Below are 26,570 nucleotides of genomic sequence, written 5' to 3' on the forward strand. Positions count from 1 at the left end.
GGCCGAGTGGATCAGCGGTTGGCGAAGTACAGGGTCACTTCGAAGCCAAGGCGCAGGTCGGTGAAGCTAGGCTTGGTCCACATGGGTCTGTCCTCTTTCTTGTTGGAAGGCGCCGGCAAGCCCGGCAAGTCGAGTTAAACACCAGGGTCGGACACTCCGAATGATACTTTCGAAGGAGATTCCCCCCTGATTTGGTAGCGGGCCCGCGACAGCTGTCGCACCCCGCCGCTACAACTGTCCCATCGCTGCGACAGCCGTTGCCCGGTTGCTCCCGCACCTTTTGGCGGCGAGCGCTCTGGCGCAGGGCTCGGCGCCCCGCGCGGCGTATTTCGGCACAGGCCTTGCTCGGGCTCTCGTCGCCCGTGACCCACCGGTCTAGACTAGCCAATCCTCGGAACGGTCCTACACGGAGCCGGTCCCATACAAAAACAATGCGCCGCAGTCCGACTGACGGCCGCCGGGAGTGACCATGCACCCGCAATCCCTGGAAAACTGCCCGAACGACCTTGCCGCCTTCATCGCCGATCACTTCGGCGAGCGTGACATCCAGCCCGAGGGCGCCATCGCGCGCTCCTGGTACCGCAGCGTGATGGAGCACCATCTCGACCCGCGCGCGCGGGCGAAAAAACACATCCTCACCGCCGGGGAAATCCGCGAGCACCAAGGCCTGCACCAGGACTACCTGGCGATTGCCAGCCAGGGCGTCACCGGCCTTGCCCGGCGCGTGCTGCCGGCCGGTTTCGCGGTGCTGCTCAGCGACGAGCGCGGCATCACCCTCGATGCGCGCCTGCCCAGCGAGCGCGACCGCTACACCCAGGCCGGGCTGATCGTCGGCGCGCGCTGGGACGAATCCATCGCCGGCACCAACGGCATCGGCACCGCGCTGGCCGCTGGCGAGGCGCTGACCATCCACCGCCAGGAGCACTTCCTGGTGAGCAACTTCCGCCTGAGCTGCTCGGTGGCACCGATCTTCGACGCCCAGCACCGCCTGCGCGGCTGCCTGAACGCCACCTGCCTGTACAACGACGGGCCCAAGGACGCGCAGTACCTGACCCTGCAGCTGGTGATCCTGTACGCCCGGCTGATCGAAAACGCCAGCTTCCGCCAGCGCTACCGCGACCGCCTGACCCTCTCGGTGAAGGCCCGCGACGAGGTGTCGGACCTGGCCAACGAACAACTGATCGCCCTCGACGAACAGGGCCGGGTGATCGGCGGCAACCATGCCGCTTTCACCGCCTGCCGCGGCGAGCTGCTGGGCAGCCGCATCGAGCAACTGCTGGAGGCGGACGTCGACCAGTTGCTCGACCTGAGCAAGGGTGGCGCGCGGGGCATCCGCCTGCGCACCCTGGCCGATCACGCGCTGGTCGATGTCGGCCTGCGCACGCCGGCCAGCCTGCCACGCCGCGGTGCGCCAGCCGCTGCTGCCTCGAAAAGCCCGGAGCATCCCGACCTCACCCGACTCGCCGGCGCCGACCCACGCCTGCAGGACGGCGTGCGCAAGCTGCGCAAGGTGCTCGACAAGGGCATTTCCATCCTGGTCACCGGCGAGACCGGTACCGGCAAGGAAGCCTTCGCCCGCGCCATTCACCAGGCGAGTGCGCGCCACGCCGGGCCCTTCGTTGCGCTGAACTGCGCGGCGATCCCGGAAAGCCTGATCGAGAGCGAACTCTTCGGCTACCGCGGCGGCAGCTTTACCGGTGCCAGCAAGAAAGGCATGAAGGGCAAGCTGGAACTGGCCAACGGCGGCACGCTGTTCCTCGACGAGATCGGTGACATGCCGGCGCACCTGCAGACGCGCCTGCTGCGCGTGCTGGCTGAGCGCGAAATCCTCCCGCTGGGCGCCGAAGCGCCAGTGGCACTGGACGTGCAGGTGGTCTCCGCGACCCACCAGAACCTCGCCGAGATGATCCGTGCCAAGGGCTTCCGCGAGGACCTGTTCTACCGCCTCGCCGGCATGACCCTGCAGTTGCCGGCACTGCGCGAGCGCACTGACCGCGAAGCGCTGATCGACAGCCTGCTGGCGGGCCTGGGCGGCGCCCTGCACCTCGATGGCGCGGTGCGCGAGCGGCTGCGCGGCCATCCGTGGCCGGGCAACATCCGCCAGTTGCTGAACTGCTTGCGCTACGCCGCTGCCCTCGCCGAGGACGGCCGCATAGACCTGGACTGCCTGCCGATGGAGTTGCATCAGGCTGCTCCTGCCGCCACTGCCGAAGCGCTGCCGACGGCCACCACGACCGGCCTCGCCGCCCGCCTGGACGACGACGAAGCCCGCCACCTGCTGGCGGTGCTGCGTGAGCAGCAGTGGAACATCAGTGCGGTGGCGCAGCAGTTCGGCATTGCCCGGTCGACCCTGTATCGGAAGATGAAGAAGCACGGCATCGTGCAGCCCAACGCGCTGTATTGATCCTTCCCCTTTTCCCTGCGTCCGCGAATCACCGGCTTCGGGCGCAGGGAAAAAGGAGCGAGCCTCACCTGGCAAGGAAGGCCCGCCCAATCAAAACGGTGATGGGTTTACGGGTACTGCATTCGCTTTCCCTGGGAGCTCCGTGCGCGCCCTGACACCCTCTCCCCCGCCCTCTCCCTGAAGGGAGAGGGAGTATTCGAGTGAAGCGTGGCGATGGTGCTTTCCTGACACATTAATATCAGGAGGAAGCCGTCGCTGCGCTTCACGCCGATCCAGTCCCCTCTCCCTTCAGGGAGAGGGTTAGGGAGAGGGTTAGGGAGAGGGTCCAAGCCCAGACACGGACTAGCCCGGCTCACTCCTGCGCATAAACCACATGCGTATGCGTGTACTCGTACAACCCATGTTTGCCATCCGCGCCGCCGATGCCGGACTTGCGGGTACCGGCGTGGAAGCCCTGCATCGCCTCGAAGTTCTCGCGGTTGATGTAGGTTTCGCCGAAGTCCAGCTCGCGGCTGGCCTTGAGCGCGGCGCTGAGGTTGCGGGTGTAGATCGACGAGGTCAGACCGTAGTCGCTGTCGTTGGCCAGGGCGATGGCTTCGTCGAGGTCGTCCACCACCTGGATCGGCAGCACCGGGCCGAAGATCTCCTTGCGCATGATCTCCATGTCGCCCTTGCAGCCGGCGAGCACGGTGGGCTGGTAGTGGAAGCCCTTGCCGAGGTCAGCCACGGCGCCGCCGGTAATGATCTGGGCGCCCTGCCCGGTCGCCGTGCGGACCATCTGCGCGACCTTGTCCAGGCCGATGCGGTTGACCAGTGGGCCCATGTCGAGGTCCGCCTGCACGTTCGGGTCGCCGAAGCGGGTGGCGGCCATGGCGGCGGCGATCTTCTCGATGAACTGGTCGGCCACCTGGCGCTGCACGTAGACGCGCTCGGCGCAGTTGCACACCTGCCCGGTGTTGATCACCCGCGAGGCCTTGATGGCGTTCACCGCCAGCTCCAGGTCGGCGTCGGCGAGGACGATGGCCGGCGCCTTGCCGCCCAGCTCCAGGTTCAGCTTGGTGATATTCGGCGCGGCCGCCGCCATGATCCGCGAGCCGGTGGCGACGCTGCCGGTGAAGCTGATCAGGTCCACCCCGGCGTGGCTGGTCAGCGCACTGCCGGCGCTGGCCCCGGTGCCGCCGACGACGTTGAAGACGCCGGTGGGCAGGTCGGTCTCCGCCACCAGACGGGCGAACTCGAAGCAGTTGATCGGGGTTTCTTCGCTGGGCTTGACGACGATGGTATTGCCGGTCAGTAGCGCCGGCGCCATCTTCCGGGCGATCAGGAAGAACGGGAAGTTCCACGGCAGGATGCCCGCCACCACGCCCAGCGGCTTGCGCAGCAGGAAGATGTGCTCGCCGGCGCGGTCGCTGGTCAGCACTTCGCCTTCCAGGCGGCGCGCCCACTCGGCCATGTAGTCGAGGTAGTCGGCGGTGAAGTTCACTTCCACTTCCGCCAGCGCCGGCACCTTGCCCTGCTCGGCGGTGATGATCTTCGCCAGGCGCGGGGCATTGGCACGGACCTTCTCGGCAATCTTGCGCAGGTAGCCGGCGCGCTCGATGGCAGGCCTGGCCGCCCAGCCCTTCTGCGCCGCGCGGGCGGCGCCGATGGCGCTGTCCACCTGAGCCGCGCTGGCCTCGGGGATGCGCGCCAGCAGCTCGCCGTTGGCCGGGTTGTGTACCTCGATCAACGGCTCGCCGGCGACGAAGCGGTTGTCGATGTAGTGCTGGTAGGTTGTCACGTCAGTCATGGGTTGCTCTCCGGTTTGACGGTCACTTGGCGGCGGTCTTCTGCGCGCCGGCCAGTTGTTCCTTGAGGTCGTAGGCGCGCTTGATCAGGTACTGGTGCACGGCCTCGGCCTGCTGCAGGTCGAGGTGGCCCTGGAACGAAGGCATGCCGTCGGGAATGCGTCCGCCGTAGATGATGCCGAGGAAGCGCTGGTGGTTCTCCGCACTGAGGGTGCGCAGGTCGGGCACCACGCCGCCGCTGATGGCGTTGATGCCATGGCACTGCGAGCAGCTGCCGTTGAACAGCTCGCGGCCCTGGTCGATCTGCGCGGTGGTGCCGGTCAGCGCCGGCGGCTCGGGCTTGCGGTCGGCCCACTTGTAGTTGATGTCCGGAAGCTTCGCGGTGCCGCCCAGCTTGTAGGTCAGCACCTGGGCGTTGGGCTTGACCCCGGCGCGCAGCGACAGGGCACCGGCGAAGGTGGAGAAGGCGCCGCCCCAGCCGGCCATGAAGGTCACGTACTGCTCGCCATCCACCTCATAGGTGATCGGCGCGGCCATCACGCCGGTGTTGGCCGGGGATTCCCAGAGCTTCTTGCCGTTCTCGGCGGCATAGGCCACCACGCGGCCGTCGGCGGTGCCCTCGAACACCAGGTTGCCGGCGGTGCTCAGGGTGCCGCCGTTGAAGATGGTGCTGTAGGGAACTTCCCAGCGCTTTTCCTGCTTCACCGGGTCCCAGGCGATCAGCTTGCCGGTCCAGGTGTCGGCGATCTTGCGCAGGCCTTCGGGGTCCTCGGGCATCATCCCGGTGTTGACGTCGAGCTGGTAGATGCTCTTGAACTTGGAGCGCGGCGGCGCGCCGTCGACGTCCTGGTACATCGCCGACATGATGTGCGCGGGGATGTACACCAGCCCCGTGTTGGGGTTGTAAGACATGGGCTGCCAGTCGTGGGCGCCCCAGAAGGCCGGCTGGATCAGGCGAGCCTTCTTCTGCGGGTCCTTCCAGTAGTCGGAGACCTTCTCGTTGCGGATCGGCCGGCCGGTCTTCATGTCGATGCCGGTGGCCCAGTTGATCGGGATGAAGTTCTTCGCCGAGAGCAGCTCGCCGGTCGCGCGGTCGATAACGTAGAAGAAGCCGTTCTTCGGCGCCTGCATCAGCACTTTGCGCTGTTTACCGTCGATCTCCAGGTCCACCAGCATGATGTGCTGGGTCGCGGTGTAGTCCCAGGCGTCGCCGGGTGTGGTCTGGTAGTGCCAGACGTACTCGCCGTTGTCGGGGTTGATCGCCACGATGGACGAGAGGAACAGGTTGTCGCCCTTGCCTTCGCTGCGGATGCGCGGGTTCCACGAGGAGCCGTTGCCGACGCCAATGTACAGCAGGTTCAGCTCCGGGTCGTAGGACATGGAGTCCCACACCGTGCCGCCACCGCCCTGCTTGTGGTAGTTGTCGCCGAACCAGGTCTTGGCGGCGATCTCCATGCCCTTGCCCTTGGGCATTTCCTTCGGGTCTCCGGGCACGGTGAAGAAGCGCCAGTCCTGCTTGCCGGTCTCAGCGTCGTAGGCGGTGATGTAGCCGCGCACGCCGAACTCGGCGCCGCCGTTGCCGATGATGACCTTGCCCTTCACGATGCGCGGCGCGCCGGTGATGGTGATGCTGCGCGTCGGGTCGCTGCGGGTATCGACGCTCCACACGCGCTTGCCGGTCTTGGCGTCGATGGCCTCCAGACGCCCATCGAGCACGCCGACATAAACCTTGCCCTTCCATACCGCCACGCCACGGTTCACCGCGTCGCAGCAGGCTTCGCCGGCGCGGCTGCGGTCGGACTGCGGGTCGTACTTCCACAGTTGCTCACCGGTGCGGGCGTCCAGCGCGTAGACGATGGAGAACGGCCCGGTGGTGTACATCACGCCATCGACCACGATCGGCGTGGCTTCCACGCCACGGTCGATGTCCAGCTTGTGGCTCCAGGCCAGGCCCAGGTTGCCGACGTTGCTCTGATCGATCTTCTTCAGCGGGCTGAAGCGTTGCTCGTCGTAGGTGCGGCCGGTGGACATCCAGTTGCCCGGCTCGCTGTTGGCGGCGGCGATACGCTTGCCATCGACGTTGGCCGGGACTTCAGCAGCCTGGAGATTGGGGGACAGACCGGCCATCAGCAGCGAAGCGGTCAGCAGGGAATGACGCAGGGTGGGTTGCAGGCGAACGGAAGGCACTTGCAGGCCAATCGATCTCATGGAGGTTCTCCGATTCTTGTTGGTGCCGCAGATCGTTCGCCGCGGCTTGGAAGGCTCAGAGCAACCGCTGTGCCAGGCTTGCAGGAGTACGCTGAAGGCCCCGTGTTTCCTGGCCTCTGGCATTCCTCACGGGATGTGATGCGGATGTTGCGGGCGCTACAGGTGTTGCGCAGGACAGCGGCAGGTGTTGCGGGCGCGGGACGCCTAAAACGCTCTTGTAGGAGCGGATTCATCCGCGATGGGTATCCGGCGCGAAGCGGGGCCAATCGCGGACGGAGTCCGCTCCTACGCGGGGACGCATCGCGATGCCAGCCAGGAAAAAGAAAACGCGGCAGAAGCCGCGTTCGACGAAGGCCGTCGCCCATGGAAGTGGGCACGGAAGCGGACGGCCGCCCGAGCGGGCGCGTCGACACAAGGGATACCCGGTGGAGTGCCGGGCGGTACACCAGAGAAGGGAGCCGGCGAACCTGATGGGGTAAGGCCCGCCGGCTGGCAGCAACGCCTTAGAAGAAGCCCAGCGGGTTGATGTCGTAGCTCACCAGCAGGTTCTTGGTCTGCTGGTAGTGGTCGAGCATCATCTTGTGGGTTTCGCGGCCGACGCCGGATTTCTTGTAACCGCCGAAGGCAGCGTGCGCCGGGTACAGGTGGTAGCAGTTGGTCCACACGCGGCCGGACTGGATGCCCCGGCCCATGCGCCAGGCGCGGTTGATGTCGCGGGTCCACACACCGGCGCCCAGGCCGAACTCGGTGTCGTTGGCGATCGCCAGCGCTTCGGCTTCGTCCTTGAAGGTGGTCACGCCCACCACCGGCCCGAAGATTTCCTCCTGGAACACACGCATGCCGTTGTGCCCTTTGAGCAGGGTCGGCTGGATGTAGTAACCGCTGGCCAGGTCGCCCTCCAGGCGCTCGCTGGAACCGCCGGTGAGCAGCTCGGCGCCCTCGCCCTGGGCGATGTCGAGGTAGGAGAGGATCTTCTCGTACTGCTGTTGCGAGGCCTGGGCGCCGACCATGGTGTCGGTGTCCAGCGGGTTGCCGCGCTTGATCGCCTTGATCTTCTTCATCACCTCGACCATGAACGGCTCGAAGATCGACTCCTGTACCAGCGCCCGCGACGGGCAGGTGCACACTTCGCCCTGGTTGAAGAATGCCAGCACCAGGCCCTCGGCGGCCTTCTCGATGAAGGCCGGCTCGGCCTGCATGATGTCTTCGAAGAAGATGTTCGGGCTCTTGCCGCCCAGCTCCACGGTGGACGGGATGATGTTCTCCGCCGCGCAATGGAGGATATGCGAACCGACCGGGGTAGAGCCGGTGAAGGCGATCTTGGCGATGCGCTTGCTGGTGGCCAGCGCCTGGCCTGCTTCCTTGCCGAAGCCCTGGACGATGTTCAGCACGCCCGGCGGCAGCAGGTCGCCGATGATCTCGGCCAGCAGCATGATCGACAGCGGCGTCTGCTCCGCCGGCTTGAGCACCACGCAGTTGCCGGCGGCCAGGGCCGGGGCCAGCTTCCACGCGGCCATCAGCAGCGGGAAGTTCCACGGGATGATCTGCCCGACCACGCCCAGCGGTTCGTGGATGTGGTAGGCGACGGTGTTCTCGTTGATCTCGGCGGCGCCGCCTTCCTGAGCGCGGATGCAGCCGGCGTAGTAGCGGAAGTGGTCGGCGGCCAGCGGCACGTCGGCGTTGAGGGTCTCGCGCACGGCCTTGCCGTTGTCCCAGGTCTCGGCGACGGCGAGCTGCTCCAGGTTCTGCTCGATGCGGTCGGCAATCTTCAGCAGGATCAGCGCACGATCCTGCACCGAGGTGCGGCCCCAGCTGCCGGCCACGGCGTGGGCAGCGTCGAGGGCGCGTTCGATGTCTTCGGCGGTGGAGCGCGGGAACTCGGCGATGACTTCGCCATTCACCGGCGAGGTGTTGCTGAAGTACTGGCCCAGCACCGGCGCGACGAACTCGCCGCCGATGTAGTTGCCATAGCGCGGTTTGAGGGTGACGACGGCGCCTGGGGTTCCGGGTGCGGCGTAGATCATGGGATGCTCTCCTGTCGGTTCCCGGCCTCCATCGGCCAGGTCATGGAGCGATCTTAGGCAGCGCCCTTCCCGACCCGGAATGCACCCATGGGAGTGGTGGGTTACTCATTTGGTAGTAGATGCGGTGGGCGTGGCTGTTTGTAGGGCGGATAACCCGGAACGGGTTATCCGCCGACGCCACCACGGCGGATAACGCTGTCGCGTTATGCGCCCTACTGTGCTGGGTGGTTCGCGAGCAAGCTCGCTCCTACAGGGAAATACCGTGCCGTCCGGTTCGCGAGCAAGCTCGCTCCTACAAAGAGCCAATGCCTCGCCCGCCCCTGGCTTTGGATTTTGAGGACTTCCAGAGAAGTATCCGCACACGCCGAACGCCCCGTTCAGGAGGCCTCGTTGAAGCGGAGTTTCAGGAGTTGAGCGACATGGATGTCGCGAGAGCTGCGATGGGCCAGGGATGGCCCTTCGCAGCGGGCCCCTGAAACTCCGCTTCAACGAGGGAATTTTTCGCCCCAAGCGAAAAACCGGATGTCCGGGGCAAGACCTTTGCCTACTTTGCGTCGTTTGGCAAAGTAGGTCGCCCGAGGGGGCGAAACCCAATATCTCCGCTTACACCGATGCGGCGCAGGAACACCCAGACCCCAACGCAAAAACAAAGGGCCGGCTCAATGGCCGGCCCTTTTCCCCGATCACACAACCATCACTTCTTCGCTACCAGATCCTTCGGCAGCTTGAAGGTCCAGATCATCCCGCCCTGGTCCAGGTCCTTGATGCGCTTGGCCACCTCGCCACCCCACAGCGGCACCGCGCCGCCCCAGCCGGAAAGCACGGTCACATACTGCTCGCCGTCCATCTCCCAGGTGATAGGCGAAGCGATCACGCCCGAGCCGGTGTTGAACTGGTAGAGCTTCTTGCCGGTCTTGGCGTCGAAGGCCATCAGGTAGCCCTCGGGGTTGCCGGTGAACACCAGGTTGCCGTGGGTCGCCAGCACGCCGCCCCACAGCGGCGCGTAGTTCTCGTAGCGCCAGACCTGCTTGCCGGTCTTCGGATCGATGGCGCGCAGCACGCCGATGTACTTCTCGTTCAGCGGCTTGATGGTAAAGCCCGCGCCGAGGTACGCCGCGCCTTTCTTGTAGGCGATGTTCTCGTTCCACATGTCCATGCCCCACTCGTTGGACGGGACGTAGAACAGACCGGTGTCCTGGCTGTAGGCCATGGGCATCCAGTTCTTGCCACCCAGGAAGGACGGCGCGACGAACACCGAAGTGCCCTTCTCACCACCCTCGCTCGGAGCACCCGGACGGTGGGCGTCGTCGTAGATCGGCCGGCCGTTCTCATCCAGGCCCTTGGCCCAGGTCACCTTGTCGACGAAGGGGAAGCCACGGATGAACTTGCCGTTGGTGCGGTCGAGAACGTAGAAGAAGCCGTTGCGATCGGCGGTCGCCGCGGCCTGCACGGTCTTGCCGCCGTCCTTGTAGTCGAAGGACACCAGCTCGTTGACGCCGTCGAAGTCCCAACCGTCGTGCGGGGTAGTCTGGAAGTGCCACTTGATCGAGCCGTCTTCCGGGTTCAGCGCCAGGCGCGAGGAGGAGAACAGGTTGTCGCCCGGACGCAGGTGCGAGTTCCACGGCGACGGGTTGCCGGTGCCGATGAACAGCGAGTCGGTGCTCGGGTCGTAGTAGCCGCCCAGCCAGGGCGCGGCGCCGCCGGTCTTCCACAGGTCGCCCGGCCAGGTCTTGCCCGCCTCGCCGCCGGAGATGCCGTTCTCCACCGCCTTGCCGTCCTTGTAGACGTAGCCCATGTGGCCTTCCACGGTCGGACGGCTCCACAGCAGCTCGCCGTTGGTGGGGTTGTAGGCCTCGATCTTGCCGACCACGCCGAACTCGCCACCGGCCACGCCGGTGATCAGCTTGCCCTTGGCGATCAGCGGCGCGGCGGAGATGGAGTAGCCGGCCTTGTAGTCCGCCACGGTCTTTTTCCACACCACCTTGCCGGTGTCCTTGTTCAGGGCGACCAGCTTGGCGTCGAGGGTGCCGAAGATCACCAGGTCGCCGTACAGGGCCACGCCACGGTTGATCACGTCGCAGCAGGGCATGATGCCGTCGGGCAGACGCGCGTCGTACTGCCAGAGCTTGCGACCGGTGCGTGCGTCGGCGGCAAACACCCGCGAGTAGGAGGCGGTGACGTACATCACGCCGTCCTTGATCAGCGGTTGCGCCTGCTGGCCGCGCTGCTTCTCACCACCGAAGGACAGCGCCCAGACCGGCCGCAGTTCTTTCACGTTGTCGCTGTTCAGGGTATTGAGCGGGCTGAAGCGCTGGCCCTGCTGGTTGATCCCGTTGACCACGACCTGGTCGGTACGCTTGGCGGAATCGCTGATGTCCTGGTCGGTCACCCCGGCGTGGGCGCCCAGGGAGGCCAGGCTGATGGCGGTGAACAGCACGGTGCGGGCGAAAGGTTGAAGCTGTCTCATGGCGGTGCGCCTCTGCGATTGTTGTTGTACCCGGGAAAGTTCCCCGGTCTGTCGCAGATTCTTGGTTTGGTGGGCCGCACCAACAATTGAACGCAGTGCCGAATTTCCTAGTTCCTTGGTAGCAATACCGGGCCGCGAAGGCGCGGAAATAGGGGCGTGCGTAGGAGCAGACTTTGTCCGCGATGGCATCCGGTGCGATGCGGACCTATCGCGGACGGAGTCCGCTCCTACGTTTCCGGAAAGCTGGGCATTTTCTGTAGGAACGGGCGGCCCCGCAGCGGAGTTGTCAGCGAGCGTATGGGTACGAAAGCGCGGTCAGTGCTCGTCGACACGCGGCAGGGCCTTCTGCTCGTAACGCGGGTAGAGGTGGCTGACGCTGCGGATCAGCTCGTAGCGCGTCAGGCTGACGCCGGCGAAGCGCTCGGGGATGGGCGTGCGCAGGAGGTCGTTCATGTCGGCGCCCTGGGCGATGCCATCGCGCATCACGCCATCGAGCCAGCCGAGGTAGTCGCGCATCTGCGCAAAGGGCGCGGCGTCGGTGGCGATGGGGCCGTGGCCGGGGACAATAAGTTTCCAGGGCAATTTCTGCAGCGTGTCGATATCGCCCAGCCACACGTCCAGGCCCGGACTGTTCGGCGTGGTCAGCGCACGCTGGTAGAACACGATGTCCCCGGCGAACAGCACGCCGGTGGTCTCGTCGAGTATCGCCAGGTCCGCGCCGGTATGCCCGCGCAGGCCGACCAGCCGAAACCGGTGACTGCCCATCTGCAGGATGCCCGGCTCCACGGCCTCGGTGGGCAGCACCACTTCCGTGCCGCGCATCCAGTCGCCGAGCAGGCGGTACATGTTCTCCGCCATGGCGTTGCCCTGCTCTTTCAGCAGCTTGCCGGTGCCGGCCAGCGCACCGATGGGCACATCGATGAAGGCCTGGTTGCCCAGCACGTGGTCGGGGTGGTGATGGGTAAGCAGCACGCGCCTCACCGGCTTGCCGGTGGTTTGCTGGATCAGCGCACGCAGGGCTTCGCCGTAGCGTTTCGACGGGCCGGTATCGATCACCAGTACGCCGTCGCTAGTGTCGATGAAGGCGACGTTGACAATGGCACCACCGTTGTCCTTGGCGAAGTTGTCGGTACTGCCTTCCACCAGCCAGGTGCCTTCGGCGATCCGCCGGGGTTCGAGGTGGTACTGCAGGTCGGCAAGTGCCGGCAGGCACAGGCAGGCCAGGGCGATCAGGAGGAAACGCATGGGCACCTCGTCAGCACAGGGCGGCGGCAACTCGGTGCGGCGTCAGCGCAGAGCGGCCTGGAATTCGTTGCCGTTGTTGTCGTGCAGCCAGAGCTGTGTGCGCGGATGGCCGCGCACCTCGAAAGTGAAGGTGGGGTTCTCGCTCACCGCCGGGAACAGGTCCAGGCGGGCGAAGACTTGCCCGTCCGGCCCGCGCAGCTCGGCGTGATCCAGATAGAACTCGGGGATGCCACCGACCAGCCCGTTGTCCATCGGGTGCGAGACCGACAGGCGCACCCGGCTGTATTCGCCCCTGGCGAAGGACTCACCGTGCACCTGGCCGAGGCGGTCTTCCCAGCCCGGCTGCGCACGCACCACGCTGGGCGCGGTGCAGCCGCCACCGGCGGCATCGATCCAGGCCGAGCCGACATGCCAGACACCCTTCTCGTCCCGCAGCGCGGCGCGGATCGGCGTGGCCTGCTCGATGCGGATGCGCACCGCGAGCAACGGCTCCAGATGCTCGCCCGGATAGAGCGTCAGCACATGGGGAATCGGGTTCAGCTCGGCCCACAGCAGCAGCCGGTCGAAGCGCCCCGGCAAGGCGCGGGCGTCCACTTCTACCGGGACCTGGCGGGCGTCCTCGGCGAACGGCGGCACGCCCAGTTTCACCCGCTCATCGAAGACGTAGGGTTCGCCATCGAGCAGGCGCTTGTGGTGGTACTCCCACATCACCGAGGGCATCGGGTCGCCCTCCACCGCTGCCACCAGCAGCGGCAGCGCGCAGATCCCGAGCAGCAGTTCGCGCCTGTGCATCATGTCTCCCTCACTGCACGTCCTGGTAGAGCCCCGGCAGTTCGTAACGCACGCCGTAGGCCGCGTAGAGCTTTTCCATCTCGCCGCTGCGCACCAGCTCCTCCAGCTCGCCGTCCAGGGCGTTGGAGAGCTGGCGGTTGCTTTCATGCACGGCCATACCGATGTCCCACTCGGGCTGACCGAGGTTGGGATAGGTGTTTTCGGCGTTCTTCAGGTGCTCGTCGGCGGCCTGCGCGCGCATCCAGTCCAGTTCGCCGCGCAGGGCCATCACCGCATCCACCTTGCCCGCGCGCATGCCGTCGAAGGCCGCCTGGGTACTGGGGAAGTGCACGGTCATGCGGCTGAGCTGGCCGCCCAGCACCGAGGTCAGGTAGAAGGACGGCACGCTGTCCAGCTCGACACCGATGGGGTGTTCGCGGAAAGCGGCGATGGTATCCACCTCGGACAGCCGGCGGTCGTCGCTGACCACCTGCCAGCGCTCGCGCTGGTAGGGACCGAACATCACCACCTGTTCGTTGGCGAACTCGCCGACATCGTTGCGCCGGTTGGCGTACTGGCGGTCGTAGGGCACACGCAACATCACGTCGGCGACCACGCCGGGGCGCAGGTAGTGGCCCTTCCAGATGAAGTTGCGAAGGTCGTCATCCAGGCGCTCGCCAGGCGTGACCCAGAGGAACTCCGCGCGCAGGCCCAGGCCGCTGGCCAGGCGCTGGGCGAGGTCGATGTCGACTCCGCGCGGCTGCCCGCCCTGCATGAAGCTGTAGGGCGGGAAGTTCTCGTACACGGCCACCCGCAGCACGCCGCTGGTGACCATGTCCTCGTAGGGGCGAACCCCGGCCTGCGCCTGCCCCAGCAGCAGGCACAGGGCCAGGCTCAGGAGCGCGTCGATCAGCAGAGTGGGCAGGCGCATGGCAGTCACTCTTCCACGTGCACGCTGTCCAGGTAGGTGCGGATCGCCCAGAGGCCTTCCTGGCTGATGTAGTCGGCCATCTTCGGCATGTACACGGCGCCGTCGCGCACCGCGCCGTTGATCACCCGCTCCTTGAACCACTCATCCCCTTCGGCGCCGACGTCGAGCATGCGCAGGTCGGGGGCGATGCCGCCAGATTTGGCCTCCAGGCCGTGGCAGCGCGCACAGTTCTGGTTGTACGCCGAGGCGCCGATCTCCACCGCCTTGGCGTGGTTGGCATAGGGCTCGCGGTAGGGGTTGGTGTCGCGCCATTCCTTGCCCAGCGGTTCCAGCCCCGTGGTATCCACTGCCTGGGGCGTCACATTGCCGTGGGACAGGGCCAGACCCGAAACACCCAGGCCGGCCACTAACAGCAGGCCACACAGCACGTTCTTGTTGTTCATCACTTCATCCTCTCATCGAGATGCTTGGCAAGGCACGGCGCCCGGAACGACGCCTGTGATGAGATGGTAAGAACGCGCGGCCGGCGGCCGAATCCTGCTTTGGATGCTCCCGCCTACTCCCTTGGTACTAGAACGGCGGTCGGCCATGACCGTTGAATGGCCGCCATTGGTCTGCCGCTATTGCCGGGAATTGGCTATTCGAAGGTAGCGGCGCGAGGGGTAACTTAGCTCCATTCCCGCACTAGCGCGGGCCCCACTGGAGATCGCCATGAGCGCACGAATCGAATGGCCCAAGGCCGCCCCTGACGCCTACAAGGCCATGCTCGGCCTGGAGCAGGCCCTGGCCAAGTCCGGGCTGGAAACCTCGCTGCTGGAGCTGGTGCGCCTGCGCGCCTCGCAGATCAATGGCTGCGCCTACTGCGTGAACATGCACGCCAATGACGCGCGCAAGGCCGGCGAGACCGAGGCACGGCTGCAGACCCTGAGCGTCTGGGAGGAAACCCGCTTCTTCACCGAACGCGAGCGCGCCGCGCTGGCCTGGGTGGAAAGCCTCACCCGCCTGCCGGAAAAACACGCCCCGCAGGACCAGTTCGACGCCCTGCGCGAGCAGTTCAGCGAGGCCGAGATCGTCAACCTGACCCTGGCGATTGCCACCATCAATGCGTGGAACCGCTTTGGCGTCGGCATGGCGATGGTGCCCTGAGCAAGTTCGTGCCACTGCTGTCCCTCACCCCCGCCCTCTCCCAGAGGGAGAGGGAGCTGTCCGTGCCGGCTGACGCCATGGCCTCACACTGCACCGGGCGGTCCCCTCTCCCCCTGGGAGAGGGTTAGGGTGAGGGCAGGCGCCGCGCAGGAATTCGTGAAGATTCCACGCTCGCATCGCGCGGTATGAACGGCGTTTCCCCTGTAGGAGCGGGCCATGCCCGCGATCGCGCCCATGGGGCGCTCCTACAGGTGAAGCCGTCACTTATCAGCCCTCGACCAGCTCCACCTGCTCCGGCTCGCGCTTCATCAGAACGCGGCCATTGCGGATCGAGTACAGCGCCTTGGTCTGCTGGCGGACCGCCTCATAGTCGCTCTCCACCCCCAGCACCAGCAGGTTGGCCGGACGGCCGGCGGCGATGCCGTAGCGCGCGCCCAGGTTCAGCGCACGGGCGCTGTTGTCGGTGACCAGGTCCAGCGCGCGCTGCAGGTCGTCGAAACCCATCATGTGGCAGATGTGCAGGCCGGCATCCAGCACGCGCAAGATGTTGCCGTTGCCCAGCGGGTACCACGGGTCCTTGATCGAATCCTGGCCGAAGCAGACGTTCATGCCGGCACGGTCGATCTCGGCCACGCGGGTCACGCCACGGCGTTTCGGGAAGGTGTCGAAGCGTCCCTGCAGGTGGATGCTCTCGGTCGGGCAGGAGACGAAGTTGATGCCCGAGCGCTTGAGCAGGCGGAACAGCTTGGAGCAGTAGGCGTTGTCGTAGGAGCCCATCGCGGTGGTGTGGCTGGCGGTGACGCGACCGCCCATGCCGCGCACGCGGGCTTCTTCGGCGAGCACTTCGAGGAAGCGCGAGTTCGGGTCGTCGGTCTCGTCGCAGTGCACGTCCACCAGGCAGCCGGTGCGCTCGGCCAGGTCCATCAGGAACTTGATCGAGCTGACGCCCTGCTCGCGGGTGTTCTCGAAGTGCGGGATGCCACCAACCACGTCCGCGCCGAGGCGAATCGCCTCTTCCATCAGCTCGCGGCCGCCCTCGTAGGACTCGATGCCCTCCTGCGGGAAGGCGACGATCTGCAGGTCCACCAGGTGCCGCGCTTCTTCACGAACCTCCACCATGGCCTTGAGCGCGGCCAGGGTCGGATCGGTCACGTCGACGTGGGTACGCACATGCTGGATGCCGTGGGCGGCCAGCATGCGGATGGTGGTGTGGGCACGGGACTTGGTGTCATCAAAGGTAATGGTTTCCTTGCGCTGGGCCCAGCGCTCGATGCCCTCGAACAGGGTGCCGCTCATGTTCCACTCCGGCTCGCCGGCGGTCAGGGTGGCGTCGAGGTGGATATGCGGTTCCACCAGCGGAGCGATGGCCAGGTTGCCACGGGCGTCGATGTCGTCGCCGCTGGCGGCTACGCTGCCGGCTTGCTGCACGACTTCGGCGATGACGTCGCCTTCGCAGCGGATGGTGAACAGGCCGGTCTGCTTGCGCAGCGAGGCGTTGATGATCTTCATGGGCTCGTAGGTCCTCTTCAGGCTATTCGTGGCGCGGCGCATTGGACATGCGCCAGATGAGCAGCGCCACGGAGGTATTCAGGCGGAACTGCGCGTCGTCCAGGGACTGGCCGCTGAGGGCCTCGATGCGCGCGATCCGCTGGTTCAGGGTGTTGCGGTGGATGCCCAGGCGCTGTGCCGCCCGGAGCGCGTTGCCGCCTTCCTGGACGAGCGCGTCGAGCGTCTCGATCAGCAACTGCGGCTGTTTGCGGCCCGCGTCATTGAGCGGGCCGAGGGTGTCCTTCATGAACTGCTCGACCACCGCACGATCGGGGATCGCCCGCAGCAGGCGCAGCACGCCCAGCTCACGGTAGTCGCAGAAGCCGGCGGGCGCCTGCATGCCTTCGGCGACGTCCAGCGCCTGGCGGGCTTCGAGCAGCGCGCGGGGGAACTCGGCGCAGGACTCGGCGCGGGCGGACAAACCGAGATAGGCACGCAACGGCGCGAGTTCCTGCTGCAAGCCGGCGGCCAGGGCGTGCAGTTCGGCGCGCTCGGCACTCCTGGAATCATCCAGCAGCAGGACGAACAGGTCACCCTGGATCACCACCGGCAGGCGCTCGGGGCGCTCCTGCTGCCAGTTCTCCAGGTGGTCGAGCAGGCGCTGGCGGGTCAGTTGCAGCGCGCGCTCGGCCTCCTCCGGCTCCTGCTGCTGGAACAGCGTGTCGACGCCGGACAGCCGCAACGCCACCAGGCGCCGTGGCGTCTCCACCGGCAGTTCCAGATGCTGGGCGCGACGGCGGACAATCTCCAGGCTCGGGTAGTCGCCGCTGAGCAGCTGGCCGAGGATGTCGCGGCGCGAGGTCTTCACCTGGGTCATCTGCACCAGCGCCGTGCCGATCAGGTGGGTGACGATGACCATCTTCAGCGCGTAGGGCTGCTCGATCAGCGGCAGCCCTTGAGTCTCGGCCAGATGAACCACAGACAGAGGGATGCGCTGGATGAACTCGTCGCCGGTGAGGATGACGATGCCGGCGATGCCGCTGGCGACGCCTTCGCGCACCAGCTGCAGCAGGTTGGCCTCGTCACGGGTGTGGTTGATGCCGGTGACGAACACCAGCTCGCCGCCCATCACCCAGTCGGCGATGCCGACGTTCTCCGCCACGTAGGACCAGCGCACGCTGCGATGCACATTGCGCGCGCCGGCCCGCAGCGCGAGGCTTTCCAGCCCCGGCAGACGGAGGATTTCCTCGACGCTCAGGCTCAAGCGCGCGGCTCGGTCACCGGCGCACGGGCGCGGGTGACTTCGGTGAGGACGATGTAGCAGATGGCCGAAGCGGCAATGCCCACCAGCGGCGCGATCCACGGCGAGGCGTAGGCCAGGCCTGCACCGACTGCGTAGGACACCAGGCCAGTGACGTTGAACGCCGGGATGTGGCTGCCCACCAGCGCCGGGTATTCACCGCGGTTGCGGTACCAGTAGTCGGCCATGATCACGCCACCCAGTGGCGGGATGATCGAGCCCAGCAGCACCAGGAACGGGATCAGCCATTCGTACATGCCGCCGATGGCGAGGATGATGCCGATACCGGCGGCCAGCAGGGTCATGGTGCGGCGACGTTCGCTGCGCACCAGGTGGCAGGCGGCGGCGGAGACGTTGTAGATGGTCGGGCCCTGGATGGTCCACAGGTTCAGGCAGAGCATGATCACCGCCGCGAAGGACAGGCCCTGCAGCACCATCACTTCGACGATGTCGGCGTTCTGGTAGACGATGGCGCACCAGGCGCCGGCGACGATCATCAGGCCGTTGCCGATGAGGAACGCGACCACGCTGGCGATCACTGCGATGCGCCCGCTGCGGGCCATGCGGGTCCAGTTGGTGGCCTGGGTCGCGCCGCTGGCGAAGGTGCCGAAGACCATGGTCACGGCGGCGGAGAAGGTCAGGGTCTGGCTCGGTTCCTTCGCCAGCAGGCCGCTCCAGCCACCGGCGTGGTTGGTCGCGATGACCATCGATGCCACCAGCAGGATGAACATCAGCGGCACCGACACGCGGGACATGATGTCCAGGCCCTTGAAGCCGATGATCGCAGTAATCGAGAACAGCAGGCCGAAGATCACCATCAGCGGGATGTTCAGCCACTCCGGCAGGGACAGCATCTTCACCAGCACGATGGCCACGGTGGCGGTGCCCCAGGCGTACCAGCCCAGTTCGGCGAAGCCGAGGAGGAAGTCGGACAGCTTGCTGCCGCGCTCGCCGAAGCAGAAGCGCCCCATCAGCACGGTGTTCAGGCCGCTGCGCGAGGCGATCAGGCCCAGGGCGGCGGCGTAGACGGCGAGCAGCACGTTGCCGATGAAGGCGACCCAGAGCATGTCGACGAAGTCGAAGGCCATGCCGATCTTGCCGCCGGCGAACATGGTGCCGGTGAAGAAGGTGAAGCTGAACAGGACCATGGCGATGGGCAGCAGGCCTTTGCGCCCTTCCCTGGGCGTGGCGCTCAGGGGGAACTCACTGGGGGAACTCATCGAGGGGGGATCTCCGCGAGGATTGGTTGAGGACTCCCGGCACAACGCAAATAGCGGGCCGGAAAAGCCAATCAGGAACGACGCGGAAATTTTGAGCATGTCGAACATTGTGAACTGTTCACAATGCACACTTCCGGTGGGTGTTACGGCGTTTCAAGATAGCTCAAATGTGCATTGTGCGGATTTTCGGGGCACGATGCAGCTTTTTCGCACCAAAACCTGACGAAGCCTTGATCCATGTCTGTGCCGTTCGGCGGATTTCCCGCCTCCAAACGCAACGGCAGTCTGCACTTTCTCCCTGCGACACCCTGTCACCCCCAGACAAGGAAATGGCACGGACAACAAGTCCGCTGCAAACCGACGCAGGCAGACTCTCCTCAATGTTCCGTCCGCTGTCCGCCCCTGGCAGACGGCCCGATAACAACCGATAGCCCGCCAACAAGAAAAAGGGAGTACCCGCCAATGAGCGTCGCCAGGTTCCTCGCTCCATCGGTCCTCGCGCTGAGCACGTGCCTCGCGATGGGCGCAGCCCAGGCCGAGCTGCCGACCGAGAGCATCGGTGAGACAGTCTTGCCGTTCCCGCCCTCGCCGCACCGCGCCTACATCGTCGACGTGGAGTTCGAGAACTTCATCGCCGGCCGCGTCACCGTGGTCGACCCCGAGCAGAAGAAGATGCTCGGCATGGTCAGCACCGGCTTCGTGGCTCCGTCCACCCTGAGCCACGATGCGAAGACCCTGTACTCCGCCGACACCTTCTACTCCCGCGGCACCCGCGGCGTGCGCACCGACGTGCTGACCGCCTGGGACACCTCGAACCTGCGTCCGAAGTGGGAAGTGGAAATCCCGGCCAAGCGCGCCTCGATCCTGACCCAGAAGTACGCCCTGGGCGCGAGCTCGGACGACCGCTTCGTCTACATCTACAACTTCACCCCGTCCACTTCGGTCACCGTCGTCGACACCCAGGAGAAGAAGGTCGCCAGCGAAATCGCCATCAGCGGCTGCGTGCTCAACTACCCGGTAGGCAAGCGCGCCTTCGCCTCGCTGTGCGGTGACGGCCAACTGCAGATCACCAAGATTGGTGACGACGGCAAGGAAACCGGCCGCAGCCAGACTCCGTTCTTCGATCCGAACAAGGAGAAGCTCAACGAACGCGGCCTGGCCGTGGGCGAGACCTACTTCTTCGTGACCACCGACGGCATGGTCAAGCCGGTGGACGTCTCCGGCGACAAGCCGAAGATGCTGCCGAGCTGGTCGCTGACCACCGACGAAGAGCGCAAGAAAGGCTGGGGCACCGGCGGCTGGCAGCTGATGGCCGTAGCGCCCAAGCTCAACCGCATGTACGTGCTGATGCATGAAGAGCACAGCGCCGGCAAATGGGAAGACCCGAGCCCGTTCATCTGGGTCTACGACCTGAAGACGCAGAAGAAGATCGGCACCCTGGAAGCGCCCAAGCCGGTGTGGAGCCTGCATGCCACTACCGACGACAAGCCATTGCTGCTGGGCACCGACATCGAAGGCGGCCTGCAGATCTTCGACCTGAAGACCGGCAAGTACAACGGCGCCATGGACAAGATCGCCAAGACGCCGATCCTGGTCCTGAGCCACTGATCCATTCCGAGAAAGCCAACCGAGAGGTACGGAAATGTTTTCCGATCCGATCCTGATCATCGCCAGTGCGGTGGCCGTTGCAGTGCTGCTCGCCAGCGCAGCCAGCCACAAGCTGCGCGCGCCGATGCGCTTCGCCCGCCAGGTCGAAGACTACGGTCTGCTGCCGGCCTCGCTGGTCGGCCCGGTGGCCCGCGTGCTGCCGGTGGTCGAAGGCGTTGTCGCCTTCGCCCTGCTGGTGCCGGCGAGCCGCCACGTCGCGGCCCTGGCCGCCACGGCGCTGATCCTGTTCTATGCCGGCGCCATCGGCATCAACCTCTGGCGCGGGCGCCGCGACATCGACTGCGGCTGCTCCGGCCCCGGCCAGATGCAACCGCTGCGCCCGGTACTGCTGCTGCGCAACGCGATCATCGCCGCGCTCGCCCTGATCGCCTCCTGCGCTCCGCAGGCTCGCGAGATGGGCGTGTTCGACGCCTTCGTGATTCTCGCCGCCAGCGCTGTCGCCCTGCTCCTGTATGCCGCGGCCGATGGCCTGCTGGCCAATCATCCCCGCCTGCTCAAACTCATCGGAAGGTGAACAAATGGAAGGTCTGATCGTTTCCAACATTCTTCTCTGGGTGCTGCTCATCGCCCTCGCCTTCACCGTCATGGCGCTGGTGCGCCAGATCGGCGTCCTCCACGGCCGCATCGCGCCGGCCGGCGCGCTGATGGTCGACAAGGGCGTGGCGGTCAACGAGCCCGCCCCCAAAGTCACCGCCGCCGACCGTCATGGTCGTCCGGTCAACTTCGGTTATGAAGGCGAGCGCGGCCAGCTGCTGTTCTTCCTCTCGCCGACCTGCCCGATCTGCAAATCACTGCTGCCGGCGATCAAGTCCATCGCCAAGGACAAGGCCGGCGAGCTGGAAGTGATCTACGTCAGCGACGGCGACATGGCCGCCCAGCAGGCGCTGATCGCCGAGCACGGCCTGGAGAAGTCCGCCTACGTGGTCGGCCCGGAAGTGGGCATGACCTACCAGATCGGCAAGCTGCCCTACGCCGCGCTGATCGACAGCAAGGGCGTGCTGCGCGCCAAGGGCCTGGTGAACTCCCGCGAGCATCTGGACAGCCTGTTCGAGGTCGAGCACCTGGGCAGCGCCACCCTGCAGCAGTACATGAATGGCCACAGCCACAACGGCGTGCACACCCACGACGCCAGCCACGGCCACAGCCACTGATCACGGAGAGAACAAGAATGAAATTCCTCGACAACCTGTTCGAGCGCTCCTCCCGCCAGGTGGCCAACGTCACTTCGCGGCGCAAGCTGCTGGGCCGCTTCGGCTCGCTGCTGGTGGCCGGCGCCGCGCTGCCGATCATCCTGCCGATCGACCGCACCTCCAAGGCCCTGGCCGCCGAGGCGCCCAAGGCTGGCGATCCGGGTGACCCAAACAGCTGCGACTACTGGCGCTACTGCTCCATCGACGGTTTCCTCTGCACCTGCTGCGGCGGCACCACCACCTCCTGCCCGCCCGGCACCGATGCCTCGCAAGTGACCTGGATCGGCACCTGCCGCAACCCGGCAGACGGCAAGGACTACATCATTTCCTACAACGACTGCTGCGGTAAGCACAGCTGCTCCCAGTGCGCCTGTACCCGCAACGAGAGCGAGGAACCGCTGTACCGTCCGTTCAACAACAACGACGTCAACTGGTGCCTGGGCGCGGAATCGCGCATCTACAACTGCACCGTCACCATCATCCGCGGCGTCGCGGTCTGAAGTCGGGAGAAAAGCCCATGCGCAGTCTCGTTGTCGGCGCCCTGCTCTGCAGTCTGGTCGCCCCCATTGCCCAGGCCCGTGCGATCCCCGATCCGCACCAGCGGCCGGCGCCCGGCAACGAGGAGGTGCAGAAGCCGATCTCCCAGCAGAGCTACAGCCCGGCTACCAACTACCAGCTGCAATGCGCCGGCTGCCATCTCACCGAAGGCAGCGGCAGCAAGGCCAACGACACGCCGCGCCTGCACGGCTTCGTCGGCAACTTCCTGAAGGTGGAGGGTGGGCGGCAATTCCTCGTGCGCGTGCCGGGCATGTCCCAGTCCGCGCTGAACGACGCGCAACTGGCCGACCTGCTCAACTGGCTGCTGCGCAAGGAGGGCATGGCTGGCAACAGCATGCCCGCCGAGTTCAAGCCCTACACCGCCGAGGAAGTCAAAGCCACGCGCTACCAGGCCCTGCTCAACCTGCCCGGCACACGCGCTGGGCTGATCCAGGAAATGCGCAAGCAGGGCATCACCATCACCGATGGGATGAGCGATGCGTACTGAGTGATTGCTCCGGTGGCTGCCCGCCGGAAAACAGCTTTGCCTCCGCACTACGCCCGCTGCTCCAGCGGGCCTTTTTATGCGCAAAGGGTTTGCAGGGAGCGCTTGCGTAGGATGGGTGGAGCGCAGCGATGCCCATACAGTCTGCGCACTGGAGCGATGGGTATCGCTGCGCTCCACACCATCCTACAACGCGGTCCCGGCGACTCGGTGCAACCTGCAGGTGCGGGCCATGCGCGCGATCGCGGGCATGGCCCGCTCCTACAAGGGAATGCCGGAGCCAACCCCGTAGGGTGCATAACCTGGAACAGGTTATCCGCCGCTGACCTCCGATGGCGGATAACGCTGGCGCGTTATGCGCCCTACGATCCTTGCGGCGTGCGTCAGCTGCTCTCGCGAACCATCAACTCGAACCCCAGGTCCATCACCGGCGCGTTCACCGGCTTGTCGTTGATGAGGTCGAGCAGGCGCTCGGCCGCATGGGTGCCGATGGCCTTGCGTGGGGTGCGGATGCTGGAGAGGCGCGGGACCATGAATTCCGAGCTGGGCAGGTCATTGAAGCCCAGCACTGCCACCTGCTCGGGGATGCGGATGCCGTGGCGCATGGCTTCCAGCAGGGCGCCGTGGGCCAGGTCGTCGTTGCCGAAGAAGATGCCTTCCACCTGCGGATGGCTGGCCAGCAGCTGGCGGAACAGCTCGCCGCCCAGGCCCACCGAGGATGGGCGCGGCGTGAGGACTTCCAGCGCCGGGTCGTAGCAGCCGGCCTGCTGCAGGGCGCGGCGATAGCCCTCGCCGCGCAGCAGGGTGCGCTGGTCCAGCTGCGCGCCGATGTAGGCCAGGCGCTTGCGCCCGCTCTTGAGCAGGTGTCTGGCCGCGGCCTCCCCTGCGCGAATCTGCGAGAAGCCCACGCAATGCAGCCCCGCGCCGGGGTCCAGGTCCATCATGTAGACCGCCGGCACGCCGCTGGCCTCGATCATCCGCCGGGCGCTCTCGGTACGGTCGAAGCCGGTCAGCAGCAGGCCGCGCGGCTGGTACGCGAGGTAGTTGCGCAGCAGGTTCTCTTCTTCGTCGCGGGAGTAGTGGTAGTTGCCGATCAGCACTTCCAGCCCGCGCGGGTGCATCACCGCGTGGATGGCTTCGAGGGTTTCGATGAACAGCTGGTTCGCCAGCGAAGGCACCAGCACCACGATGTTGTGGCTCTGCTTGGAAGCCAGCGCGCGGGCGGCGGGGTTGGCCACGTAGCCCAGGTCGGCGGCGGCCTGGCGGACCTTTTCCGCCAGTTCTTCGGCCACCGTGCTCACGCCGCGCAGGGCGCGCGAGGCGGTGATGGGGCTGACGCCGGCACTGCGTGCCACATCGTTGAGGGTGGGTTTGCCGGTGGTGCGAGAGCTTTTGTCGTTTTTCTTATCGTTCTTCTGAGCGGTCATCGGGCGGCTTGCCAAACAAAAATCGAGGCACTAAGGTAGCGCTGTCTCGCAGCCAGGGCAATTGCCTGAGGCCGGCTCCCGCCGCCCCTCGCCCGCCGGTGAAACATACTCACGAGAGCACCGGGACACACCGACTAGAATGACAAGAATACGGAGGCAGCCGATGCTTTTCGTTACGCCCACCAAAGATAGCGCTGTCTCAACACCGAGGCCCTGCATGCTCCCCGCCATCGATGCCGTGCTCATCATGGGTGTCGCCGGATGCGGCAAGTCCAGCGTCAGCGAGGCCTTGTGCCTGCGCAGCGGCGCGTTCGCCATTGAAGGCGACTCCTTCCACCCCGAAGCCAACATCCAGAAGATGAGCGCCGGCATCCCGCTGACCGACGAGGACCGCGCCGGCTGGCTCGACACCCTCGCCGCCCAGCTGCAGAAAGCCATCGCCGCCGGCCAGCGCCCCGTGCTCACCTGCTCCGCGCTCAAGCTCATCTACCGCGAACGCCTGCGCCGCGCCGTGCCCGGCCTGGGCGTGGTGTTCCTGGAACTCACCCCGGAAACCGCCGCCCAGCGCGTCGCCACCCGCCCCGGCCACTTCATGCCGGCCAGCCTGATCGACAGCCAGTTCGCCGCCCTCGAAGTGCCGACCAGCGAACCGCTGACCCTGCGCCTGGACGCCACCCGCCCGCTCGACGAACTGGCGGAAGCCGCACACCTCTGGTGGCGACAGCACTCCAACGACTGACGCAATAGCGCCTGCCATCGAAAGATAGCGCTATCTCGATTAATCCAAGAAAGAAGAGCCGCTCCGGCACAAAGACAAAAACAGGAGAGACCCATGCTCGGCATGTCCCACAACACCTATCTGCTGCTGGACGCGGTGGTCACCATCATCGGCCTGATCCTGCTGATCACCCGCTTCAAGATTCACCCCTTCGTTGCCCTGATCATCGCCGCCGGCTTCCTCGGCCTCACCTCCGGCATGCCCGTGGCGACCATCGTCAAATCCTTCCAGGACGGCTTCGGCGGCGTACTCGGCTTCGTCGGCATCATCCTTGCCCTGGGCACCATGCTCGGCAAGATGATGGCCGAGTCCGGCGGTGCGGATCAGATCGCCCGCACCCTGATTCGCGCCTTCGGCAAGGAGCGCGTGCACTGGGCGATGATGCTCGCCGCCTTCCTGGTCGGCATTCCGCTGTTCTTCGAGATCGGCTTCATCCTGCTGGTGCCGCTGGTGTTCATCGTTGCCCGCCGCAGCGGCGTGTCGCTGATCAAGATCGGCATCCCGCTGCTCGCCGGCCTCTCCGCCGTACACGGCCTGGTGCCGCCGCACCCGGGCCCGCTGCTGGCCATCGGCGTATTCGGCGCGGACATCGGCAAGACCATCTTCTACGGCCTGCTGGTCGCGCTGCCCACCGCTGCCATCGCCGGTCCGATCTTCGGCAAGTTCATCGCCCAGTACATTCCCGGCCAGCCCAATGAAGAGCTGGTGGCGCAGATCGCCCACGAGCCGGACACCAGCAACCTGCCCAGCTTCGGCGTCACCCTGCTCACCGTGCTGCTGCCGGTGTTCCTGATGCTGCTCAAGACCTTCGCCGACGTCATGCTCGACGATGGCCACGTGATCCGCGCCTGGCTGGACATGATCGGCCACCCGATCACCGCCCTGCTGCTGGCCCTGCTGCTGTCGCTGTACACCTTCGGCCACGCGCGCGGCTTCGATTCGAAGAAGATCCTCAAGCTGCTTGACCAGAGCCTCGCCCCCACTGCCGCCATCGTGATGATCATCGGCGCCGGCGGCGGCTTCAAACAGATGCTGGTGGCCAGCGGCGTGGGCGACGTGATCGGCCACATGGCGGTGCAGGCGCAGATTTCGCCCATCCTGCTGGCCTGGCTAGTGGCCGCGGTGATCCGCATCGCCACCGGATCCGCCACCGTCGCCACCATCACCGGCGCGGGCATCGTGGTGCCGGTCATCGACCTGATCCCCGGCGTCAACCGCGAACTGCTGGTCCTCGCCACCGGCGCCGGCTCGCTGATCCTGTCCCACGTCAACGACGCCGGTTTCTGGCTGGTGAAGCAGTACTTCAACATGAGCGTGATGGAGACCTTCAAGACCTGGACGGCGATGGAAACCATCCTCTCGGTGGTCGGCCTGCTGTTCATCCTGCTGCTGTCGATGTTCGTCTGATGCATTGATTGATGGGTATCGCTGCACTCCCCTCCAGGGAGCTCCACGTAGGATGGCGTGGAGCGCA

General features: G+C 66.0%; 22 protein-coding genes. 9 read left to right on the plus strand and 13 right to left on the minus strand.

The window, feature by feature from the left end:
* Positions 1–11 precede the first annotated feature (11 nt).
* Positions 12–83, minus strand: a complete 72-nt coding sequence (gene pqqA / locus IB275_RS16545; RefSeq protein ID WP_003106462.1) for a pyrroloquinoline quinone precursor peptide PqqA — start codon at positions 81–83, stop codon at positions 12–14.
* Positions 84–469: 386 nt separating this feature from the next.
* Between pqqA and IB275_RS16550 the strand changes: the two genes are divergently transcribed.
* Entirely contained in the window at positions 470–2,404 is a 1,935-nt protein-coding gene (locus IB275_RS16550) for a sigma-54-dependent Fis family transcriptional regulator (protein ID WP_192296058.1), read from the plus strand.
* A 352-nt stretch (positions 2,405–2,756) separates the two neighbouring features.
* Here the strand turns inward: IB275_RS16550 and aldA are convergent, their stop codons facing one another.
* From aldA to pedF, 8 genes are all read right to left on the minus strand, one after another.
* On the minus strand, positions 2,757–4,193 hold the full coding sequence (gene aldA / locus IB275_RS16555) for an aldehyde dehydrogenase (protein ID WP_151186978.1): 1,437 nt from the start codon (positions 4,191–4,193) through the stop codon (positions 2,757–2,759).
* A 22-nt stretch (positions 4,194–4,215) separates the two neighbouring features.
* Positions 4,216–6,399 carry a PQQ-dependent dehydrogenase, methanol/ethanol family gene (locus IB275_RS16560; protein WP_192296059.1) on the minus strand — a complete coding sequence of 728 codons (2,184 nt, stop codon included), beginning with the start codon at positions 6,397–6,399 and terminating at the stop codon, positions 4,216–4,218.
* Positions 6,400–6,902: 503 nt separating this feature from the next.
* Positions 6,903–8,423 carry an acetaldehyde dehydrogenase ExaC gene (exaC, locus tag IB275_RS16565; RefSeq protein WP_081519750.1) on the minus strand — a complete coding sequence of 507 codons (1,521 nt, stop codon included), beginning with the start codon at positions 8,421–8,423 and terminating at the stop codon, positions 6,903–6,905.
* Between the two features lie 694 nt (positions 8,424–9,117).
* Positions 9,118–10,890: a methanol/ethanol family PQQ-dependent dehydrogenase gene (locus tag IB275_RS16570; protein ID WP_081519749.1), complete on the minus strand. Its 1,773-nt coding sequence runs from the start codon at positions 10,888–10,890 to the stop codon at positions 9,118–9,120.
* A 315-nt stretch (positions 10,891–11,205) separates the two neighbouring features.
* The gene (locus IB275_RS16575) at positions 11,206–12,135 is read right to left on the minus strand and encodes a quinoprotein relay system zinc metallohydrolase 1 (protein ID WP_192296060.1); all 930 of its coding nucleotides are present in this window, start codon (positions 12,133–12,135) and stop codon (positions 11,206–11,208) included.
* 42 nt (positions 12,136–12,177) lie between these two features.
* Positions 12,178–12,930, minus strand: coding sequence for a quinoprotein dehydrogenase-associated SoxYZ-like carrier (locus IB275_RS16580; RefSeq protein ID WP_412548204.1), 753 nt, complete (start codon positions 12,928–12,930; stop codon positions 12,178–12,180).
* Between the two features lie 7 nt (positions 12,931–12,937).
* Complete coding sequence (locus IB275_RS16585) at positions 12,938–13,837, minus strand: substrate-binding periplasmic protein (protein WP_192296062.1); 900 nt, start codon at positions 13,835–13,837, stop codon at positions 12,938–12,940.
* 5 nt (positions 13,838–13,842) lie between these two features.
* Entirely contained in the window at positions 13,843–14,280 is a 438-nt protein-coding gene (pedF, locus tag IB275_RS16590; protein ID WP_192296063.1) for a cytochrome c-550 PedF, read from the minus strand.
* 268 nt (positions 14,281–14,548) lie between these two features.
* Here pedF and IB275_RS16595 point away from each other — a divergent pair, with 268 nt between their 5' ends.
* Positions 14,549–14,983 carry a carboxymuconolactone decarboxylase family protein gene (locus IB275_RS16595; RefSeq protein ID WP_088421446.1) on the plus strand — a complete coding sequence of 145 codons (435 nt, stop codon included), beginning with the start codon at positions 14,549–14,551 and terminating at the stop codon, positions 14,981–14,983.
* A 267-nt stretch (positions 14,984–15,250) separates the two neighbouring features.
* Here IB275_RS16595 and codA read toward each other — a convergent pair whose 3' ends face one another.
* The 3 genes from codA to codB are packed head-to-tail and all read right to left on the minus strand — an operon-like array spanning position 15,251 to position 18,991.
* Complete coding sequence (gene codA / locus IB275_RS16600) at positions 15,251–16,492, minus strand: cytosine deaminase (protein WP_192296064.1); 1,242 nt, start codon at positions 16,490–16,492, stop codon at positions 15,251–15,253.
* Positions 16,493–16,514: 22 nt separating this feature from the next.
* Positions 16,515–17,735, minus strand: coding sequence for a PucR family transcriptional regulator (locus tag IB275_RS16605; RefSeq protein WP_192296065.1), 1,221 nt, complete (start codon positions 17,733–17,735; stop codon positions 16,515–16,517).
* A complete protein-coding gene (gene codB, locus IB275_RS16610; protein WP_192223342.1) occupies positions 17,732–18,991 on the minus strand; it encodes a cytosine permease in 1,260 nt (419 codons plus the stop codon). Before codB ends, IB275_RS16605 begins: the two co-directional genes overlap by 4 nt.
* A 462-nt stretch (positions 18,992–19,453) precedes the next feature.
* On the opposite strand from codB, the gene IB275_RS16615 reads away from it, so the two are divergent.
* The 5 genes from IB275_RS16615 to IB275_RS16635 are packed head-to-tail and all read left to right on the plus strand — an operon-like array spanning position 19,454 to position 22,894.
* Positions 19,454–20,599 carry an amine dehydrogenase large subunit gene (locus tag IB275_RS16615; protein ID WP_192296066.1) on the plus strand — a complete coding sequence of 382 codons (1,146 nt, stop codon included), beginning with the start codon at positions 19,454–19,456 and terminating at the stop codon, positions 20,597–20,599.
* A 34-nt stretch (positions 20,600–20,633) separates the two neighbouring features.
* Positions 20,634–21,173 carry a MauE/DoxX family redox-associated membrane protein gene (locus tag IB275_RS16620; protein ID WP_192296067.1) on the plus strand — a complete coding sequence of 180 codons (540 nt, stop codon included), beginning with the start codon at positions 20,634–20,636 and terminating at the stop codon, positions 21,171–21,173.
* A 4-nt stretch (positions 21,174–21,177) separates the two neighbouring features.
* A complete protein-coding gene (mauD, locus tag IB275_RS16625) occupies positions 21,178–21,810 on the plus strand; it encodes a methylamine dehydrogenase accessory protein MauD (RefSeq protein ID WP_192296068.1) in 633 nt (210 codons plus the stop codon).
* 17 nt (positions 21,811–21,827) lie between these two features.
* A complete protein-coding gene (locus IB275_RS16630) occupies positions 21,828–22,349 on the plus strand; it encodes a methylamine dehydrogenase light chain (protein WP_045217996.1) in 522 nt (173 codons plus the stop codon).
* A 17-nt stretch (positions 22,350–22,366) separates the two neighbouring features.
* A complete protein-coding gene (locus tag IB275_RS16635) occupies positions 22,367–22,894 on the plus strand; it encodes a c-type cytochrome (protein ID WP_192296069.1) in 528 nt (175 codons plus the stop codon).
* 380 nt (positions 22,895–23,274) lie between these two features.
* Here the strand turns inward: IB275_RS16635 and gntR are convergent, their stop codons facing one another.
* The gene (gene gntR / locus IB275_RS16640) at positions 23,275–24,318 is read right to left on the minus strand and encodes an HTH-type transcriptional regulator GntR (protein ID WP_192296070.1); all 1,044 of its coding nucleotides are present in this window, start codon (positions 24,316–24,318) and stop codon (positions 23,275–23,277) included.
* A 217-nt stretch (positions 24,319–24,535) separates the two neighbouring features.
* On the opposite strand from gntR, the gene IB275_RS16645 reads away from it, so the two are divergent.
* Together IB275_RS16645 and IB275_RS16650 are read left to right on the plus strand one after the other, a co-directional pair.
* Positions 24,536–25,057 (plus strand): gluconokinase, encoded by a 522-nt coding sequence (locus IB275_RS16645; RefSeq protein ID WP_081519732.1) that lies wholly within the window; start codon positions 24,536–24,538, stop codon positions 25,055–25,057.
* Positions 25,058–25,150: 93 nt separating this feature from the next.
* The gene (locus IB275_RS16650) at positions 25,151–26,503 is read left to right on the plus strand and encodes a GntP family permease (protein ID WP_192296071.1); all 1,353 of its coding nucleotides are present in this window, start codon (positions 25,151–25,153) and stop codon (positions 26,501–26,503) included.
* Positions 26,504–26,570: the final 67 nt, after the last annotated feature.

This window comes from Pseudomonas sp. PDM21 (genome assembly GCF_014852505.2).
Taxonomy (GTDB): Bacteria; Pseudomonadota; Gammaproteobacteria; order Pseudomonadales; family Pseudomonadaceae; genus Pseudomonas.